The sequence below is a fragment of the Streptomyces sp. NPDC007983 genome (assembly GCF_042958345.1).
Lineage (GTDB): Bacteria > Actinomycetota > Actinomycetes > Streptomycetales > Streptomycetaceae > Streptomyces.
Window position 1 is genome coordinate 51,464 of sequence record NZ_JBIBJI010000031.1, and the last position, 15,434, is coordinate 66,897.

The 15,434-nt window shown below is 73.0% G+C and carries 12 protein-coding genes and 1 pseudogene; 3 read left to right on the plus strand and 10 right to left on the minus strand.

The window, feature by feature from the left end; all coding sequences use genetic code 11:
- Window positions 1-58: 58 nt before the first annotated feature.
- From ACFZCY_RS42475 to ACFZCY_RS42485, 3 genes and pseudogenes are all read left to right on the plus strand, one after another.
- A pseudogene (locus tag ACFZCY_RS42475) lies at window positions 59-142 on the plus strand (2Fe-2S iron-sulfur cluster-binding protein); the annotation flags it as partial.
- Window positions 143-212: 70 nt separating this feature from the next.
- Window positions 213-962, plus strand: coding sequence for an MBL fold metallo-hydrolase (locus ACFZCY_RS42480; protein WP_391186534.1), 750 nt, complete (start codon window positions 213-215; stop codon window positions 960-962).
- A 47-nt stretch (window positions 963-1,009) separates the two neighbouring features.
- Window positions 1,010-1,411, plus strand: coding sequence for a hypothetical protein (locus tag ACFZCY_RS42485; RefSeq protein ID WP_391186537.1), 402 nt, complete (start codon window positions 1,010-1,012; stop codon window positions 1,409-1,411).
- A 29-nt stretch (window positions 1,412-1,440) separates the two neighbouring features.
- On the opposite strand, the gene ACFZCY_RS42490 is transcribed toward ACFZCY_RS42485, so the two are convergent.
- The 10 genes from ACFZCY_RS42490 to ACFZCY_RS42535 form a co-directional block, all read right to left on the minus strand.
- Entirely contained in the window at window positions 1,441-2,985 is a 1,545-nt protein-coding gene (locus ACFZCY_RS42490) for a glycoside hydrolase family 3 N-terminal domain-containing protein (protein ID WP_391186494.1), read from the minus strand.
- A 160-nt stretch (window positions 2,986-3,145) separates the two neighbouring features.
- Complete coding sequence (locus ACFZCY_RS42495; protein ID WP_391186497.1) at window positions 3,146-4,285, minus strand: substrate-binding domain-containing protein; 1,140 nt, start codon at window positions 4,283-4,285, stop codon at window positions 3,146-3,148.
- The gene (locus ACFZCY_RS42500; protein ID WP_391186500.1) at window positions 4,269-5,300 is read right to left on the minus strand and encodes an ABC transporter permease; all 1,032 of its coding nucleotides are present in this window, start codon (window positions 5,298-5,300) and stop codon (window positions 4,269-4,271) included. The genes ACFZCY_RS42495 and ACFZCY_RS42500 overlap by 17 nt, the downstream gene beginning before the upstream one ends.
- Before the next feature lie 7 nt (window positions 5,301-5,307).
- Entirely contained in the window at window positions 5,308-6,864 is a 1,557-nt protein-coding gene (locus ACFZCY_RS42505) for an ATP-binding cassette domain-containing protein (protein WP_391186502.1), read from the minus strand.
- Between the two features lie 71 nt (window positions 6,865-6,935).
- Window positions 6,936-9,776 carry a SpoIIE family protein phosphatase gene (locus ACFZCY_RS42510; protein WP_391186505.1) on the minus strand — a complete coding sequence of 947 codons (2,841 nt, stop codon included), beginning with the start codon at window positions 9,774-9,776 and terminating at the stop codon, window positions 6,936-6,938.
- A 120-nt stretch (window positions 9,777-9,896) separates the two neighbouring features.
- Window positions 9,897-10,826, minus strand: a complete 930-nt coding sequence (locus tag ACFZCY_RS42515) for a cyclase family protein (RefSeq protein ID WP_391186508.1) — start codon at window positions 10,824-10,826, stop codon at window positions 9,897-9,899.
- Between the two features lie 44 nt (window positions 10,827-10,870).
- On the minus strand, window positions 10,871-12,244 hold the full coding sequence (locus ACFZCY_RS42520) for a cytochrome P450 (protein WP_391186511.1): 1,374 nt from the start codon (window positions 12,242-12,244) through the stop codon (window positions 10,871-10,873).
- On the minus strand, window positions 12,241-13,821 hold the full coding sequence (locus ACFZCY_RS42525; RefSeq protein WP_391186515.1) for an acyl-CoA dehydrogenase: 1,581 nt from the start codon (window positions 13,819-13,821) through the stop codon (window positions 12,241-12,243). The genes ACFZCY_RS42520 and ACFZCY_RS42525 overlap by 4 nt, the downstream gene beginning before the upstream one ends.
- Window positions 13,822-14,095: 274 nt before the next feature.
- Entirely contained in the window at window positions 14,096-14,629 is a 534-nt protein-coding gene (locus ACFZCY_RS42530; protein WP_391186518.1) for an EF-hand domain-containing protein, read from the minus strand.
- Window positions 14,630-14,770: 141 nt separating this feature from the next.
- On the minus strand, window positions 14,771-15,434 hold a 664-nt coding region (locus tag ACFZCY_RS42535; protein WP_391186521.1), incomplete at its 5' end, for an ABC transporter permease.

Consider the following 15,434-nt stretch of genomic DNA (forward strand, 5'->3'; position numbering starts at 1 on the left):
CGAGGTCCAGGTCGCCAGCACGGGCGCGACCGTCCGGGTCGGTCCCGGGCAGTCCATCATGGACGCCCTCGGCGCGGCGGGCGTCGACGTCCCGTCGTCATGCCGCGAGGGGACCTGCGCCAGCTGTGAGACCACCGTGCTCGACGGCGAGGTGGAGCACCGCGACTCGGTGCTGACCGAGGACGAGCGGGCCGACGGCGAGTTCCGGATATCTGGTGGAAACCGCCGGGGCACGACTGCTGCTCGACTGCGGACCGGGTACGGCCGTCGCCCTGAGCGCGGTCGCACCACCCACCTCCCTGGACGCCGTGGTGATCACCCATTTCCATTCCGACCACTGCTACGACCTGCTGCCGATCGGGACAACGCTGCTGAACGGTCTGATCGAGGTGCAGGGCGGCCCGCCGCGCCCCGGCGGCGAATTCCGCCCCGTACCGCTGTATGTGCCCTCGGGCGCAAGGGAATTGTTCACCACGTGGGCCGCGCTGTTTCCGGTGACCACACTGCCGCTGCTGGACCGGGCCTTCGAGGTGGCGTTCGACGTGCGCGAGTACACCCCCGGGACGAGCTTCCAGGTCGGCGACTGCACCGTCACCCCCCGGGAGTTGCGCCATGTCCTGCCCAACTGCGGGCTGCGGGTGGAGGCACCGTCCGGCTCCCTGGCGTACACCGGGGACACCGGCGTCACCCCGGCGCTGACCGAACTGGCCGCAGGGGTGGACGTCCTGCTCGCCGAGGCGACCCTCGCCGAGCCCGACCACAGCGACCACGGCCACCTCTCCGGTACGGACGCGGGCCGCACGGCGCAGGCCGCGGGCGTCGGCGAACTGGTGCTCACCCACTTCGCCTCGGGCGAGCCGGAATGGCTCGCGCATCTCGCCAAGACCGCCGAGAGCGAGTTCCCCGGCCCGGTCCGGCAGGCCGCCCCCGGCCTCAGGATCGCGGTGCGCCCGGCCGGATAGCCGCGCACGCGGGCGGCGTTGTCAGTGCCGCCTGCGATGCTGCCGCCATGACTCCATTAACCCTGCTCGACCTCGACAAGGCGCTGCGCGCCAGCTGGGCAGCCGACACCTGTTCACCCGACGATCTGGCCGACTGGCAGCCGGGCAACCCGGCCCGGGGGCACTGCGACATCACCTCCCTGATCGTCACCGATGTCTTCGGCGGTGATCTCGTGGTCGGGGAGGTGTACCGGGCGGACGGCTCCCGGCGCGGATCCCATTGGTGGAACCGGCTGCCCAGCGGCGTGGAACTCGACCTGACCCGGGAGCAGTTCAAGGACGGGCAGACCATCACGGCCGCCCGTGTCCTCCCGCGCCCGCCGGGCCCCCTGCGGCGCCGCTGGGCGGAGTACCTTCTGCTGCGGGAGCGCGTCATCGAGCACCTGGGCCCGCTCCCGGAGCCCGTCTGACCGCATCAGCGCGCGTACCGCGAGCGCGCTCACCCCAGCGGGCGCGCCATCGGCGAGGCGGTCAGCGAGCCGGTCACCGCCTCGGCGGCGGCGATGCCGGAGACTCGGGTGGCGCCGTAGGTGACCAGGTCGGCGGCGTCGTCCGCGCCGTCCAGCGGGAAGCCCATCTCCACGACGACGGCGTCCGGGCGGCTGCGCAGCAGGCGCGCCACGGCGTCGGACATCCAGCGGTGCCGGGCCGCGTCGCGCACCACGACGATGAGGGCCCGGCCGGCGGCCGGGGTCAGCGCCCGGCGTTCCAGCGCCCGGCCCGCGTGGTCGAGGTCGGGTTCCGTCAGGCGGACCGATGTGGTCGTGGGCCGCATCTGGCGCAGCGGGGCGGCGAGCCCCCAGGGGGTGTGGCCGTCCACGGCGAGGCTCATCTCCGGGGAGAACTCCACCACGTGGACGTCACCGGACACCGGCAGCGCCTCGGGTGCGCCCGGGCGGCGGCGCACCCGGATCGCCCGGCGCGCTGCGGTCAGCCCGATGTCGGAACGCGTGGCATCGGGAGCGACGGATCGCGCCCGCTCACCGGACCAGCCGGCGAACCGCCTTACCCGCGTGGCCGCTTCGGCCAGCCGCTCCTCCGCCAGGGCGCCATCCCGTACGGCCTGTACGACGGCGTCGGCCAGCCCTGCCGTGACGGCCTGCCCGGCGTTCTCGCCGCCCACGCACACCGCGTCCGCCCCGGCGGCCAGCGCCTTGACGGTGGCCCCGCCGAGGCCGTAGCGGTCGGCGACGGCGGCCATCTCGATGGCATCCGTGACCACCAGGCCGGTGAAGCCGAGTTCCCTGCGCAGCAGATCCTCCAGGACGCGGCGGCTGAGCGTGGCGGGCAGCTCGGGATCGTACGCCGTCACCAGCAGATGTGCCGTCATCACCGCGCGCACGCCCGCCTCCATGGCGGCGATGAACGGGGGCAGCGCGGTCCAGGCGATCTCCTCCGCGTCGGCGGTCACCGTGGGCAGGCCGTGGTGGGAGTCGACGGCCGTGTCGCCGTGGCCGGGGAAGTGCTTCGCACAGGCCGCCACCCCCGCGGACTGCAGGCCGCGGATCCAGGCGGCGGTGTGCCGGGAGACGATGTCGGTCCGCGCGCCGAAGGAGCGCACCCCGATGACCGGGTTGAGCGCGTTGGAGTTGACGTCGGCGCTGGGCGCGTAGTTCAACGAGATTCCGGCCGCGTGCAGTTCGCGGCCGACGTCATGGGCCACGCGCTCCGTCAAGTCGACGTCGTCCACGGTGCCCAGGGCCAGGTTTCCCGGGCGGGTGGCGCCGGACAGCGCCTCGAGGCGGGTGACGTCCCCCGCCTCCTCGTCGATGGCGATGACCAGGTCCGGGTTCTCGGCGCGCAGTTGCGCGGTGAGCGCGGCGACCTGCTCGCCGTCCACGATGTTCCGCCCGAACAGCACCACCGAGTGGAGGCCCTCGGCAATCGCGCGGCGCACCCACTCCGGAGCGGTGGTCCCCACGAAGCCCGGCTGCAGCACGGCATGCGCGAGCCGCCGCAGTTCCGGATCGCTGCTCGCTCCCATGGCGGGGCCTCCGAGGCGTGAGTGATGCGCGCCGCCGCGGGCTCGACGGCTTGGTACAGATCACCAGGATGTTGGCCTGGACCATTGGGGGTGTCAAGGTGTCATGACATGTGCGGGGCCGGCCGGTCCTCGCCCGTTGCCCCTGCCGAGAGTCGTGACGTCATACGCCCCAGATCTTGCGGTACGCCGCTCGGTACCCCGGTGGGTTCCAGCTCGTGGCGCCCGCGCTGTTGGCGGCCGTGGCGATGTGGACCGGGGCGCTGTAGCCGCTGGGGCCCCGGCCGGAGAACGCCCGGTTGAACTCGTCGATCATCTGCCAGCCCTGCTGGGACAGCGGCTCGGGGACGGTGGCGGCCTGGTACTGCCGGTGGTTGACGCGCTGGAAGGCGGAGGGGTCGCCGTCGCCCGCGCCGATGTTGAAGGGAGGCCCGGAGCCGGGCTTGCCGCCCGCGCGGAGGGCGGGGGCCGCGTCCGCGAAGTACAGGTCGTTGATGGCGACGGAGTAGTTCCACTCGTATCGGAAGCGGGAGAGGAGGGAGGAGACCTCCTGAGGGGTGCGGTTGCCCGCGTCCGGGATCGGGATGTTCTCGTAGGCGAGCAGCCTGACGTCCCGGCAGTCGGCGAGTGCCTTCCTGATCAGCTCGGACTTGTTCCTGGCGAACGGGATCGAGGCGTCGGTGAAGACGACGACCCCGGCCCTGCCTCTGGACCTCGCGATCACCCAGTCCGCGCTGATCCTGGCGGTCTCCTCGACCCTGGTGGTGACGTTGGCGAACAGCCTCGGCCGCCGGCTGGGGCCGGGGGACGCGACCGCGTGCCAGCCGACGAGCGGGATGCGCGCCGCCCGGGCCTGAGCGACCTGCCGCGCCGTCGAGTTGGGGTCGAAGCCGCCGATGACGATGCCCGAGGGCTTGAGGGTGACGGCCTCGCTCAGCGCCGCCTGGATGCCCGCGGGGGTGCCCCCGCCGTCGATCACCCGGACCTTCCAGCCGATGGCCTTCGCCGCTTCCCGTACCCCCTGCGCGGCGCCCGCGACTCCGGGATTGGTCATGGTCTGCGCGACGTAGACGATGGTCTTGCCCGGCACCGCCCGGGGGCCGCGGGCCGGGCCGGTCCAGGGCACGTCGGTCCGCTCGGCCCGCTTGACGGCGGCCTCGGCCCGGGCGAGGACGGCGGGGCAGCCGCGCGGCCCCGCGGTGGGCTCCCCTCCCCCGCCCGACGAGCCGTGGTCGCACCCGGCGAGGACGGCCGCCGTCAGCAGGGCGGCGGCGGTCAGGGCGGTCCTACGGCCGGGCCGCACGGGGCCTCCTCCGGCGGTCCGCGGTGATGCCCGTACGCAGTCGGCGGCGCGCGGAGTAACCGGCCAGGCCGACGACGACCAGCAGGGTGCCGCCGTTGAACAGCGGCGTCACCCAGAAGTCGGCACCGAGCTGGCCGATGCCGGAGAGCCCGATGGCGAGGACCGCCACGGCGACGAGGGTGCCCATGGCGTTGGCGCGGCCGGGTTTGATCGCGGTGGAGCCGAGCAGGGCACCGGCGAAGGCGGGCAGCAGATAGTCGAGGCCGACGCTCGGGTTGCCGAGTTGCTGTTGCGCCGCGAGCAGGACCCCGGCGAAGCCGACGACCAGGCCCGACACGGTGAAGGCGTAGACGGAGTACCGGCGGGTGGGGATGCCGACGAGGTCGGCGGCGCGGCGGTTGGAGCCGACCACGTACAGATACCGGCCCAGCGGCAGCCGCTCCAGCAGCAGCCAGAGGGCGACCGCCAGGGCGAGCACGTAGAAGGCGGGCACCGGCAGGCCGAGGAAGGTGGAGTCGTAGAGGCCGATGAAGGCGTCGGGCAGGCCGCCCGGCCCGGGAACGATCCTGCCGCCGCCGGTGACCCAGCCGGTGACGGCGTAGAGCATGCTGCCGGTCCCGAGGGTGGCGATGAAGGAGTCGATCTGGCCGAACTCGGCGATGACCCCGTTGAGCACGCCGACCACCGCTCCCCCGATGATCACCGCCAGGCAGGCCAGCGGCCAGGGCCACCCGTTGTGGACGATGAGCTGCATCACCATCACATGCGCCAGGCCCAGGCCGTATCCGATGGACAGGTCGAAGTTTCCGGTCACGATGGGCACCGTGGCGCCGAGCGCGAGGATGGCCGGGATCGACTGGTTGGCCAGGATCGACGAGATGTTGTCCAGGGTCGGAAACGTGCGCGGCAGGGTCACGGAGAAGATCAGGAACAGCAGGGCGGTGAGGGCCAGCAGGCCGTACGTGCCGATGAGGTGCCCGCCCGGCCGGGACCGTGGGGAGGGTGGGGGCGTCATGGGGTCCTCATGCTCCGGACGTTCCGGACGCGGGCAGCGCCGACGCCGCCCGGGTGAGTTCCGCGACGGTGAGCGACGCGCCGCTCAGCTCGGCCGTCACGGCGCCCCGTACGAACACCAGAGCGCGTCGGCACACCCCCGCGACCTCCTCGAAGTCGGTGGAGATGAGCACGGCCGCGAGCCCCGCCGCCAGCGCGTCGTCGAGCAGACGGTAGAGCGCGGCCTTGGCACCGATGTCCACGCTCGCGGTCGGCTCCTCCAGGATCAGTACGCGCGAGCCCCCTCGCAGCCATCGGCCGAGCATGACCTTCTGCTGGTTGCCGCCGGACAGGGTGGCGATCGGCGCCTCGCTGTCGCGGGGCCGCACCGAGAACCGTTCGATCAGGGCGCGGGCCTCGGCCCGCTCCCGGCGGGGGCTGATCCAGTGCCGCTTCGGCGGTCCGCCCGCCGCTAAGTTGGCCAGCAGGTTTTCCCGTACGGTCAGGTCGGCTGCGCAGCCCTCCTCCACTCTGTTGCCGGTCACCAGGCCGACGCCGGAGGCGACGGCGGCGGCGACCGTACGCGGGTGGTACGGCCGCCCGTCGAGGAGCACCCGCCCGGCCACGATCGGCCGGGCGCCCGCGAGCGCACGGCCCAGCTCCCGGTGCCCGGCGCCCGTGAGCCCCACCAGGCCGAGGATCTCCCCGGCCCGCAGGGCGAGGGAGACGGGCCCGGCCCGCGCCGTCCGCACGCCGTCGAGGGCCAGGACGGCCGGGCCTCCGGCGGGGGCCGTAGCCGGCCGGTACCGGGCCGGTTCCTCGCCCACGATGTCCCGCACGAGGCGGGCGGCGCCGTGTGCCGCCAGCAGGCCCTGGCTGACGAGGCGGCCGTCGCGCAGCACCGCGAAGGCGTCGGCGACCTCGTACACCTCGTCCAGGCGATGGCTGACGTAGAGGATGGCGTGCCCCAGGTCGCGCAGGCTGTGCAGGACGGCGAAGAGCCGGGCGCAGTCGGCGGCGGGGAGGCTGGCGGTCGGCTCGTCGAGGACGATGAGCCGCGCCCCGGCCGCGAGGGCACGGGCGATGGCGACGAGTGAGCGTTCGGCGGGCGCGAGGTCGGCGATCCGCGTGTCGGCCGGGAGGTGCCCGGCGACGGTCCGCAGGACCTCCGCGCCGCGCTCCCGGGTCCGCCGCCAGGAGATCAGCCCGCCACGGCGGGGATATCCGGTGGTCAGGGCGATGTTCTCGGCGACCGTCATCCACTCGACGAGACCGAGGTCCTGATGGGTGAAGGACATGTTCCGGGATGCGGCCTCGGTCCCCAGCGGATGCCCTGCCACCGTCACCGTTCCGCCGTCGGCGGGGTGATACCCCGCGAGCACCTTGATGAGGGTGGACTTCCCCGCGCCGTTGGGGCCGAGCAGCGCGAGCACACTGCCCCCGTGGATGTCGAGGTCGATGCGGTCCAGCGCGAGCGTTCCGCCGAATCGCTTGCTGAGCGCCCGGATGCGGACGAGCGGTTCCGCTCCCGCGGCCGGGGATGTGGATTCCCACCTCACATCCGAGACCTTAGCGGGACTGATCATCGCGTTTACCGAACGAGGCGGGCCTCGATGCCTCTGCTACTCCAACGGGCCAATGCCCCAAGGGGCCGGTCTCACGGCATGCCGAGGGGGCATTCGGCCCAGATGATCTTGCCGTCCGGGGTGTGGCGGGTGCCCCAGGCCAGGGCCAGCTGAGCGACGAGGAACAGACCGCGGCCGTCCTCGTCGGTGACGGCCGCCCGGCGCAGATGCGGGGCGGTGCTGCTGGTGTCGGAGACCTCGCAGATCAGGGTGCGGCCGTGGAGCAGCCGTACCCGGATGGGCCCGCTGCCGTGCCGCACCGCGTTGGTGACCAGCTCGCTGAGCAGCAGCTCCGCCACGAACGAGACCTCTTCCCGCCCCCAATCGGCCAGCTGCCGTACGGCGGCGGCCCGGACCTCGCGGACGACGGCCGGGTCGGTGGGCAGCTCCCAGGTGACGGTCCGGTCGGCGGCGAGGGCATGGGTTCGGGCGACGAGGACGGCGATGTCGTCGCAGGGGTGGGCGGGTGCCACGCCGTCCAGGACGGCCTGGCAGGTGTCCTCGGGGGTGCGCTCCGGGTGGGCCAGGACCTCGCGCAACCGGTCGAGGGCCACGTCGATGCCACGGTTCCGGTCCTCGATGAGCCCGTCGGTGTAGAGCACCAGCTGACTGCCCTCGGGGACCTCGACCTCCGCGGCCTCGAAGGGCAGACCGCCCAGGCCGAGCGGGGGCCCGGCGGGCAGATCGGGAAACGACACGGCGCCGCCGGGCCGGACCAGCGCGGGCGGCGGGTGGCCTGCGCGGGCCATGGAGCAGCGCTGCGAGGTCGGGTCGTAGACGACGTACAGGCAGGTCGCGCCGATGATGCCGAATCCGTCGACGGAGTTCTCGCTGCTCTCCTCCCGGTCGAGGCGCAGCACCAGGTTGTCGAGGTGGGTCAGCACCTCTTCTGGAGGGAAGTCGAGTTCGGCGAAGCTGCGCGCGGCGGTACGCAGCCGGCCCATGGTGGCGGCGGAGTGCATGCCGTGGCCGACGACGTCGCCGACGACGAGACCGACGCGGGTGCCGGGCAGGGGGATGATGTCGTACCAGTCTCCGCCCACCCTCGACTCGGCGGGCAGATAGCGGTGGGCGACGTCGACGGCGTCCTGATCGGGCACCCCGTGCGGCAGCAGGCTGTGCTGCAGGGCCAGGACCATGGTGTGTTCGCGGGTGTAACGCCGGGCGTTGTCCATGGACAGGGCGGCGCGGGTGGCCAGCTCCTGGGCCAGCGAACGGTCGTCGTCCCCGAACGGCGCGGGGTCGTGCGAGCGGTAGAAGCTGACGATGCCCAGGACGGTGCCGCGGGCGACCAGGGGGACGGCGATGAGGGAGCGGACGTGGGACAGCAGCCGAGCGGTGTGCTCGGGGTCCTGGATGAGCCAGCCCGCGGCGGTCTTCAGGTCCGGTTCCAGCACCGCCTGTCCGGTGTTCACGCACCGCAGCTGGGGCGTGGTGGGGTGGTAGTCGACGCGCTTGCCGATCGGGTAGAAGGGGCAGTTGCCGCGGATGCCGTGGACCACCGCGCGGCGCAGCTCGTGCCGGGGGTCGAGGGGTTCGTCGCCGCGCAGTACGGCGTCGGGCAGGTCGATGGTGACGAAGTCGGCCAGCCGCGGGACGGCCGTCTCGGCGAGTTCCTGGGCGGTGCGGCGCACGTCCAGGGTGGTGCCGATGCTCGCACTGGCCTCGGACAGCAGCTCCATGCGGCGTCGCGCCGCCAGTGCGTACTTCCCCACTTGCGGCTCGCCGACCAGCACCAGCCCGGCCAGGCCGTCGGTTGCATGGCCCGCCGCGGCCGCCGGGGGCTCGGCGGCCGATGTCTCGGCGGCCGTCGTCTTGCCCGCGGCCGTCTTCGCGGCCATCGTCTTCGCTGCCGGGACGCCCCGTCCGGATGCGGCGTCGGAGGGAGGAGGGGTGAGGTGCGAGGGAAGGGTGAGGGGCGGCTTCGGCGAGTGGTCGGGGAACATCGCCTCGACGGCCATGCCCTCCACCCCGGCCGCGCTCGTCATCGGGCGGCTCACGAGGATGACCCGCCGCCCGTCGGACAGGGTCACGTCGATGGCGGCCCGCTGCCCGTGGGACAGCAGCTCGGCGGCCCGCTCCTTGATCAGCATCTGATCGCCGGGGTGCAGCCCCTGGGCGAAGCCGTCCACCCCCACGGTGCGCCTGCCGCGCGCGCCGGTCCGCGGCGCACCGCTCGCGTCCAGGTACGCGCGCAGCAGTCCGCGCTCCCGTGCCGAACTCTGCGCCAGCAGCCGCCATTGGATGGCCTGGGTCGCCCTGCGCAGCACGTCGTCCAGTTCCGGATGGCCGGAGCTGCGCGGATAGGCGAGGCACAGGATGCCGTCGATGCGCCCGCTGAGCGGGTCGCGGACGGGTATCGCGCTGCAGCCGTTGGCCAAGCCGCGCTCGGCGAAGTGCTCGGCGCCGTGGACCTGGATGAGCCGCCGCTCCGCCAGGGCCAGGCCGATGCCGTTGGTACCGGCGAACTGCTCGGCGAAGACGAAACCCGGCACCTGCTGGATCGCCGGGAGGGTCCTGGCCCACGAATCGTCGCCGAAGCGGCGCTGGAGCACGGTTCCGCTTCCGTCGGCGAGCGCGATGTTCATCGGGCTGCCCTGGAACCTGTACCGCAGCCGGTCGAGCACCGGACCCGCGGCGCGGACCAGCCGGTCCTCGGGGTCGAACTGCCGGTACGGAAGCTCGAAGCCGCCCAGCGGCAGGCCCAGGGTCCGGCAGCGTCGCCACGAGTCCAGGATCAGGCTCCGCACGCCTGCCCGGACCGCCTCCCCCTCAAGAAAGCGCTCACGCGAACGCGCAGGCCCGATGCCGCCTGCCACGAGCCCTGCCAGGATCGCTTCCTCACCGGCGCGATTCACGCCTCTCCTAGCCATATGCCGCGATTAGCCAGAAAACTCCACTCTTCGACAATAACGGGTCAAACTGGTGCCGCGGCGAGCAGGAGAGCATAAGTTCGATACGGCCACATACGGTGACCGGCCCGGGGTCGGCTGTCACAGCACCGCGACCGGGGTGACGGGCGACCCCGTCCCGCCCGGCACGTTCAACGGCGCCACGACCAGCAGGAACGCATAACGGCCCGCCTCGGCCGTGGCGGCGGAGAGCGCTTCGAGATCGAGGTTGTCCAGCAGCGGCACCCCCATCGCGGTCAGGGCGAGGGCGTGGACCGGGGAGTGCACACCGTCGACCGGCGAGGGCCGTACGTCGCTGTCCCCGTCCCCGCCGAGCAGGGCGATGCCGCGCTCGGCCAGCAACGGGACGGCATCCACATGGAGCCCCGCGCTCGCCGCGCCGGGGTCCCAGGCACCGCGCTCTTCTCGGCGGCGCAGGCTCCCGGAGCGCAGCAGCACCGCGTCCCCCTCGTCGATCGTCACCCCCAGCGCCCGTTCGGCGGCGGCGATGTCCTCGGCGTGCACCGCCTGCCCCGGCTCCAGCCAGGCGGTTCCCAGGACGGCGGGGAGGTCCAGCAGGACGCCCGTCGTGACGAGCGGCCCGAGCGGGCCGACCGCGCCGTAGTGGGCGCCCGCGGCGTCGATCACCTCGTGCGCCGCCCGGCCCCCGTAGAGCTGCCCCCGGTAGGCGGCGTGGCACAGCGCGTCGAGATGGGTGATGCCCTTGCCGTGGTAGTCGGCGGCGAGGAAATCCTTGTGGACGGCGGGCTCCGGGGCCTCCACGTCGCCGAGGTCCGTCATGTGGTGCAGGGCGGGCTTGGGGTTGTCCGGTGCCGGCCGCGTGTTCCAGGGCCGCGCCAGCGGGACGACCGCCCCGGACCGTACGCGGGCGACGGCCCGCCGCACATGCTCCGGGGTCACCCGGTTCCAGGCGCCGCGACCGGCCGGGGTCCAGCGCCCCCAGGTCCGGACCGTCTCGAAGAGCGCGTCGAACTGCTCGCGGGAGACGGCGGGTCCGTTGCTGCTGGTCATCCGTGCTCACCCCGAGGGGGTCCGGAACGGTTTCCTCCAGAATTCTACAAGTGCCGGACATGCGCGGCGGTGGCCCGCCGCTCCTGGCGTCCGCGGAGGCGGATCCGTCCGCCCCGGGCGGGGACGATCGTCACCGCTACCAGCCGGGCCGGTTCCAGGGGCCCGGCCGGTTCGGGGACGGCGGCCGCGAGGATTTCCCGCAGGGCGGTCTCGATCTCCAGCTGGGCCAGCGACACCCCGATGCAGCGCCGCACGCAGCCGCCGAACGGGGCCAGCGCGTAGGGGCCCGGGTCCGGGCCCAGGTGACGCCCGGGCCGGAAGGCGTCCGGTTCCGGCCACAGCTCGGGGTCGAGGTGGGTGAGCGGGAACAGCGCCGCGACGAACGCGTGCCGCGGCACCGGATGGCCGCCCAGCTCCGTGTCGTGTGCCGCGGTGCGCATGGCGTTGTAGACGGCGGGACGCAGCCGGCCGGACTCCTTGACGGTCGCCTTGAGCAGCCGGTCCGAGCCCGCGTCGAGGTCGGCGATCAGGTCGTCGCGGGCGGCGGGATGGTGGGCGAGCAGATGCAGGGTCCAGGCGATCGTGGTCGCCGTGGTCTCGTACCCGGCCAGGACGAGGCCGGTCAGCTCGTCCAGCAGCTGTGCGTCGTCCAGCCCGGCCCCGTGTTCGTCGCGCGCGTCGAGCAGCATGGACAGCACGTCGTCGCGGTGGGCGCGGTCGGGTGCGGCCCGGCGCGCGGCGATCTCCTCGCGGGTCAGGTCCCATACGGCCGCGCGGAGCCGGTGGAAGCGGCCGCCCGGCGAGAGCGGCCCGAGGTCGCGCCGCAGCGGCCCCGGCAGGAACAGGACGGCGAGGTTGCCCGTGTCGACGTACGCGTTCAGCGCGCGGCGGAATGTGGCGACGCGGGCCGGGTCCGTCAGGCCGAGGACGACGCGCAGGATGACGTCGAGCGTCAGCCGCTGCGCCCACGGCCGCACGGGCACGCCGTCGCCGCCCAGCAGTTCGGGCAGCCCGCTGTGCACCAGTTCCCGCACCCGCTGCGCCCAGCGGGTGATCCGCTCGCCGTGGAAGGGGGGCAGCAGAAGCTTGCGGTGGGTCAGGTGCAGGGGTGGCGGCGTGCAGATCAGCGACCGGGTGCCGATCGCGGGCGCCAGCAGGGCGGCGGCGTCACCGCCGGTGAACCGCTCGTGGTCGGTCAGCACCGCCCGGTTGGCGGCGGCGTCGGCCGCACAGACGAGGGCACCGCGATAGGGGTACGTACGGAGCGAGAAGACCGGTCCGAACCGGCGGCGCAGGGAGCGTGCGTAACCCTGGGGGTCCCGGAGCATCCGCGCCGTCTGCACGGGCCGGGGCGCTCGGGAGGCGGGCGGGAAGCGCCGGGGGTCCCACGGCGGCTCGCGGGTGAACGCGTCGCTCATGGCTGCCAGGGTCCCGCCGGGTCGTCGTAGGCGGCGGCGTAACCGTCGGTGGCGATGGGCGCCTGGAGGAGGTCGTCCGGGATGGCGAACGCCTCCACGAGGGCGAGCGCGTGAGGGGCCAGCTCGGCACCGGCGCGGTCGACGGCGGGGGCGAGGTCGCGGACGGCTTCGGCGGTGAGATGCCCGTCCGCGAGCAGCAGGCCCGCGTGAGGGGCGAGACGTTGCAGGACGAACAGCCGGAAGACCTGCTCCAGCAGGCTCCGCGTGGCGTCGTCGACGACCCGGTCGACGGCGGCCATGAACGCCTGGGCGGCGCACCGGGTGGCGTACGCGTCGACGAGGTCCAGGGCCGGGTTCACCGCCTGGTTCCAGCGGTCCAGCGGGCCGTCGCTGGGCAGGCTGACCCGGGCGCGGGCGTGCTGGAGGCAGTACAGCTCGTGCCGCACGAGCAGGTCGAGCAGGACGGCGCGGCCGGTCAGCGGGCCGGTCGGGGCGGCCGGGGCCGCGGGCGGGCTGTAGCCCCGCCCGGTCAGCATGTCGGCGGCGGCCTTCGTCCAGATGACGAGGTTGTCCCCTTCGGCCGTGATGGTGGACTCGATCGGCGTGACCAGGTCGACGATGCGGTTGGCCGACAACAGTCCCTGGGCGCCGCAGCGTTCGCGGCATTCGAGCACGATGTCCCGGGCCTGCCAGGTGATCCAGCCCTTCGCCGCCGCGCCCAGGACCTCCGCCTCGGCCGATGCGGGGTCGTCCCGCCCGGTGCCCGCGCGGCGGGTGACGTCGCGCAGCAGGAAGGTCGCCGCGTAGGCGCGGGCCGCCGCCCCGAGGAGTCGGGTCTGGTGGCAGCGGTAGGCGAAGACGGGGACGCCCGTCCGGCTCGCCGGGGCGAAGGTGTGCCGCCGATGGGCGTACCGCACGGCGACGGTGAGGCCCGCCCGGGCCCCGCCCAGCGCCGCCGCGGCCAGGCAGAGCTTGCCCGTGGTGACGCGCTGGATGGACCGCAGGAACCGGCGACGCCGGCTGCCGATCACGCTGCGGAAGGCACCTTCGGCGGTCAGGTCCGCGTGGTCACCGGCCAGCAGGGCCGAACGGTCCAGCACGACCTGGTCGAACGAGGTGATGGCGTGGTCGACCGCCGAACCGGGGGTCTCCGACAGGGGGCGTATCCGGATGCCGGGCAGCGGCCCCCGCTCGTCGCGCAACGGCACGAGGAACAGGAACACGCCGCAGTCCTGGCCGCGGACGATCAGCCTGGCCGCGACCAGTCCGCTCTTGCTGCCCCCGGCGGGGCCGGTGTTGGGCATGAACTTCTGCGCCCCGGCCGACGGGGTGTGGAGAACGAAGGTGTCGGTACCCGGCTGATGGACCGCCGTGGTTTCCAGCTCGGCGGCGTTGTTCCCGTAGCCCAGCTCGGTGATCAGGACGGTGCCGTAGCGCCGCAGCCGGGTGAACGGTGTGAGGTCGACGGTGCGGTGGGGGTCGAGGCGGAGGAGACTGCCGAGGAACAGGTTGTAGTGGATGGTCGCCAGAGTGGTCAGCGAGCCGTCGACCATTCCCAGCCACTCGTGCAGCGACACCAGTCGGTCGGTCGCCGTGACCAAGTCCTCGACGGATGCGATTTTTTCATTGACGACCCGCAAACGCTCATAAGCGAGCTCCGAACGCTCTACCGGTGACAATCCATCGCGGTAACGGAAAATGTCCTGACGGAAATGATCCGTCCAGGGTTTGTGCAGCTCGTCGAATCGTCCGTCGAAAAGCGCCTCGATCAGCAGCGGTACCCGTGCCCGGCCCGCCAGGACGGCAGTGCCCATCTCCGCGCTCCCCCCGCCCCACCCCCGCCGACTCAGTTCACAGCGCGCCGAAGAGCAGATGGCTCGCGGTGTTGGCCGGGTCCTCGTCGCAGTAGTACTGCGTGGCGGCGGTCATCAGCTGGTCCTTCGACAGCTGCTCGCCCTGCTCGGTCAGCCGGTCGAAGGCCGCCGCCGCCTCCGCCTCGGGGACACCGACGGCGGAGATGACCGTGACGAAGTCCTCCCGGCCGACCAGGCCGTCGTCGTCCCGGTCGGCGAGGTGGAAACCGGCCCGGTAGAGCGGGCCGATCAGCACGTCGAACTGGTCGCTCACCTGGCGCAGGGCCTGCCGGAACTCGCCCTTGTCGATCCGGCCGTCGCCGTCGGCGTCAGCGGTCTCGCGCAGCGCGCGCCAGTACGTGGTCATCGCGTCGGCGTATTCCTTGCCCTTGGGCGCCGTGCGCTCCTCGCCGAAGGCGGCCAGAACGCGACTGCCCATCAGTTCGAAATCGTCTTCGGCGATCACACCGTCGCCATTGGCGTCCAACAAGGCGAACAGCTTTTCGTACTTCTGGTCCAGTAGTGCGCCCATATGAGTCCCCACCCTCCAGTGCCGACGGTTCGCCGCGCTCCTAATATTTTCCGAAGCGCGGAAAATATTACCGAGGGTGGCCGGGAGAATTCACCCGTCGTCACATCTCTTTGGAGTGAATAGCGCGCCTCGCGGATGACGTCAGGCGTCGCGCCGGCACACCGCCCGCCAACCGGCCAGGAGCGCGGCCGCCGCCCACAGCGCCATCACCGCAAGGCCCGTCCAGGGGCCCGGGCCTCCCTCCGGGACCTGGTGCAGCACTTGCTGTCCGGCGCGGTCCGGCAGATAGTCGGCGGCCGACCCGGCGAGGTCGCCGACCACGAAGCCCACGATCAGGATGAACGGGATGAGCAGGCTCAGGACCGCGGTGGCGCTGCGCAGCAGGAAGGTGAGACCCGCGGCGAACAGGGCCATCAGGGCGAGGTAGATCCCCGCGCCGACGCAGGCCCGCAGCGCTCCCGGTTCGCCGAGGCCGATGGCGTACTCCCCCAGGAACGCCTGGCCCGCGAAGAAGGTGGCGAAGGCGGTCGCGAGCCCCACGACGAGAGCGGCGGCGGCCACGGCCGCCGTCTTGGCCGCGTAGAACAGGCTCCGGTGCGGTACGGCCGACAGGGAGATCCGCAGGGCGCCGCCCGCGTACTCGGAGGAGACGGCGGTGGCCCCGAAGGCGATGGCGGCGATCTGCGCGAAGTTGATGGCGTAGAAGGCGCCGAAGACCAGCACGGTGATGGCCAGCGTGGCGGCGAAGACCGCGACGAGGGAGCCGAAGCTCGCCCGGATGGATCTGATCTTCAGCCACTCGGAG

What these genes read in the sequence shown, in the direction of transcription:
- ACFZCY_RS42485 (WP_391186537.1), top strand. Translation starts at nt 1,010, where the DNA reads ATGACTCCATTAACCCTGCTCGACCTCGACAAGGCGCTGCGCGCCAGC.
- ACFZCY_RS42490 (WP_391186494.1), bottom strand. Translation starts at nt 2,985, where the DNA reads ATGGGAGCGAGCAGCGATCCGGAACTGCGGCGGCTCGCGCATGCCGTG.
- ACFZCY_RS42500 (WP_391186500.1), bottom strand. Translation starts at nt 5,300, where the DNA reads ATGACGCCCCCACCCTCCCCACGGTCCCGGCCGGGCGGGCACCTCATC.
- ACFZCY_RS42505 (WP_391186502.1), bottom strand. Translation starts at nt 6,864, where the DNA reads ATGATCAGTCCCGCTAAGGTCTCGGATGTGAGGTGGGAATCCACATCC.
- ACFZCY_RS42510 (WP_391186505.1), bottom strand. Translation starts at nt 9,776, where the DNA reads ATGGCTAGGAGAGGCGTGAATCGCGCCGGTGAGGAAGCGATCCTGGCA.
- ACFZCY_RS42515 (WP_391186508.1), bottom strand. Translation starts at nt 10,826, where the DNA reads ATGACCAGCAGCAACGGACCCGCCGTCTCCCGCGAGCAGTTCGACGCG.
- ACFZCY_RS42520 (WP_391186511.1), bottom strand. Translation starts at nt 12,244, where the DNA reads ATGAGCGACGCGTTCACCCGCGAGCCGCCGTGGGACCCCCGGCGCTTC.
- ACFZCY_RS42530 (WP_391186518.1), bottom strand. Translation starts at nt 14,629, where the DNA reads ATGGGCGCACTACTGGACCAGAAGTACGAAAAGCTGTTCGCCTTGTTG.